The organism is Bacillota bacterium (genome assembly GCA_023511835.1).
In the GTDB taxonomy this organism is placed as follows: Bacteria; Bacillota; Sulfobacillia; order JAIMAT01; family JAIMAT01; genus JAIMAT01.
On the sequence record JAIMAT010000144.1, the window covers coordinates 1 to 2,618 of the forward strand.

The 2,618-nt window shown below is 77.3% G+C and carries 3 protein-coding genes; 2 read left to right on the plus strand and 1 reads right to left on the minus strand.

Translation table 11 applies throughout. The features are described 5' to 3' along the window. Both K6U79_11490 and hutI read left to right on the plus strand, forming a co-directional pair. Positions 1-273, plus strand: a 273-nt coding sequence (locus K6U79_11490) for a hypothetical protein (GenBank protein ID MCL6522976.1), incomplete at its 5' end; no start/stop codon positions are given. Between the two features lie 43 nt (positions 274-316). Beyond that, positions 317-1,603, plus strand: coding sequence for an imidazolonepropionase (gene hutI / locus K6U79_11495; protein MCL6522977.1), 1,287 nt, complete (start codon positions 317-319; stop codon positions 1,601-1,603). Between the two features lie 79 nt (positions 1,604-1,682). Here hutI and K6U79_11500 read toward each other — a convergent pair. After that, positions 1,683-2,618: hypothetical protein (locus K6U79_11500; GenBank protein ID MCL6522978.1), on the minus strand; the 936-nt coding region annotated here is incomplete at its 5' end.

Here is a 2,618-nt window from a genome sequence, read left to right on the forward strand (position 1 = left end):
GCCGCGGGCGCCACCTGGGTCTCGGTCCACCACGGCGGGGGCGTGGGCATCGGCTACGCGCTCCACGCGGGCATGGTGGTGGTCTGCGACGGGACGGAGGAGGCGGACGAACGGCTGCGCCGGGTGCTGACCACCGACCCGGGGCTGGGCGTGGTGCGCCACGCCGACGCCGGCTACGAGCGGGCGCTGGAGGTGGCGCGCGAGCGGGGCGTCCGGCTGCCCATGGAGGAGTGGCGGGCGCGCGCCCGGACGGCCGCGGAGGAGGAGCGGTGAGCCGCCCGTCCGCGGCTGCCGGGGGCGGGGGCGGCGGGGCGCCGTGATCGACCTGCTCATCCACGATGCGGCCGAGGTGGTGACGCTCTCCGCCGCCGCGGTGGCGGAGGAGGCGGGCGCGGCCGCCTCCGCGCTCCCCCGCCGGGGGCCGGGGCAGGGGGCTCTGGGCCGGGTGCGGCAGGGCTTCGTGGCCGTCCGGGGAGGCCGCATCCTGGGTGCCGGGCCGATGCGGAGCCTGCCCAGGGAGTGGCGGCGCGCGCGCGAGGAGGTGGACGCGCGTGGCCGGGCCGTGCTGCCCGGCTTCGTCGACCCGCACACGCACGTCGTCTATGCGGGCGACCGCATGGAGGAGTACGTGCTGCGGGTGGGGGGCGCTTCCTACGAGGAGCTGGCGCGGCGGGGCGGCGGCATCCTGGCCACGGTGGAGGCGACGCGCCGGGCGAGCGCGGACGAGCTGGCGGAGGCTGCACGGCCGCGTCTCGGGCGGATGCTGGCCGCCGGCACGACCACGGCCGAGGTGAAGTCCGGCTACGGCCTGCGCCTGGAGGACGAGCGGAAGATCCTGGAGACGGTCCGCCGCCTGGGCCGCGAGCAGCCGGTGGAGCTGGTGCCCACCTTCCTGGGCGCGCACGAGCTGCCGCCGGAGTGGCGGGGGCGGCCGGGCGGCGAGGAGGCCTACGCCGCCGAGGTGGCGGGGCCCATGCTGGAGGCGGTGGTCCGCGAGGGGCTGGCGCGCTCGGTGGACGTCTTCCTCGAGCGGGGCGTCTTCGGGCGCGCCTCGGCGCGCCGCGTGCTGGAGGCGGGGCGGGCGGCGGGGCTGCTCTTGCGGCTCCACGCCGACCAGCTGAGCGGCGAGATGGGCGGCGCCGAGCTGGCGGCGGAGCTGCGCGTGCGCGCCGCCGACCACCTGGAGCACGCCTCGCGGGCCGGCCTGGAGGCCATGGCGGCGGCCGGCGTGGCGGCGGTGCTGCTGCCGGGGGCGACGCTCCTTCTCGGCTCGCCGCCGGCGCCGGCGCGCGCCATGGTGGAGCTGGGCGTGCCCGTGGCGCTGGGCACCGACTCCAATCCCGGTTCGAGCCCGCTGGAGTCGCAGGCGGTAGCCATGGGCCTGGCCTGCGCCCTGCTCCGCCTGACGCCGGCCGAGGCGCTGGTGGCCGCCACGCTCAACGCCGCCTGGGTGCTGGGCCTGGAGGGGCGCCTGGGCTCGCTGGAGCCGGGAAAGCAGGCGGACCTCCTCCTCCTGGAAGAGCCTACCTATCTGGCCGTCCCCTACCGGTTGGGCTCCAACCTGGTCCGCGCCGTATGGAAGGCCGGGCGCCGCGTCGCCTGAGCCGGGCGGCCGCGGCGCCGGGCACCGGCGGGCGCGGCGCCGCGCGGGCGACCGCCCGCGCCCCGGCCCGCCGGCGGCCTCAGGGGTCGAAGAGGACGGAGAGGCTGGCCAGGCACGGGTCGGCGTTGCGCGGCGTCAGCGGCGGCAGCCCGAAACGCTCCTGGATGGCGCGCAGGATGGACGTGTGGTCGAAGAGGTCATGCGCCACGCGGCCCGGCCGCGGGAGGCGCGGCGAGGCCACGATGGCGGGCACGCGGAAGCCGAGGCCGAACTCGTCCAGCTGCGGCGGCGGCACGTGGTCCCAGAAACCCCCGGCCTCGTCGTAACTGAGGACGAAGAGCGAGCGGGGCCAGGCGGGCGAGCGGCCGAGCGCCGCCAGCAGCGAGCCGACGAAGCGCATGCCCAGGCGCGGGTCCAGGGGCGGGTACTCGTTGTCCAGGAGGCCCGGGGCGACGAAGGCGACGGCGGGCAGCCGGCCCGCCCGCGCCTCGGCGTAGTAGCGGTGGAGCGGCACGATGCGCGAGCGCATGACCGGGTCGGCCATGATGCGCGGGTAGAAGAAGAGCGGGCAGAAGTAGAGCTGCTGCAGGAGCCGCTCCACGACGGGCACCGCCTCCGCCGCGACGGGCCCGTTCCCCTCCTCCCCGAGGTGGCGCGCGGCGGCCCGGGCCAGGTCGCTCTCCGCGCCCAGCAGGCGCTCCAGGAAGCCCAGGCCCGCCCCCGAGACGTAGAAGCGCCAGGAGAGGCCGGCGCGCTCGAGCTGGTCGAAGAGCGTCTCGGCCTGGAAGCTGGCGGGTGCGAAGCGGGGCGGGTCGTCGCGCAGGCCCTCCGAGGTGCCGCTCACCCAGTAGAGGCGGTTGGGCAGCGTCGGGCCCATGACCGAGGAGAAGTAGCGGTCGCAGAGCACGTTCTCCTCCGCCATGCGCCAGTAGCCGGGCAGGTCCCGGCGCGTGAAGTAGCCCATGGCCAGGCGGCCGTTGACCCGGACGAAGCCGTCCATGCGGCCCCCGTTCCA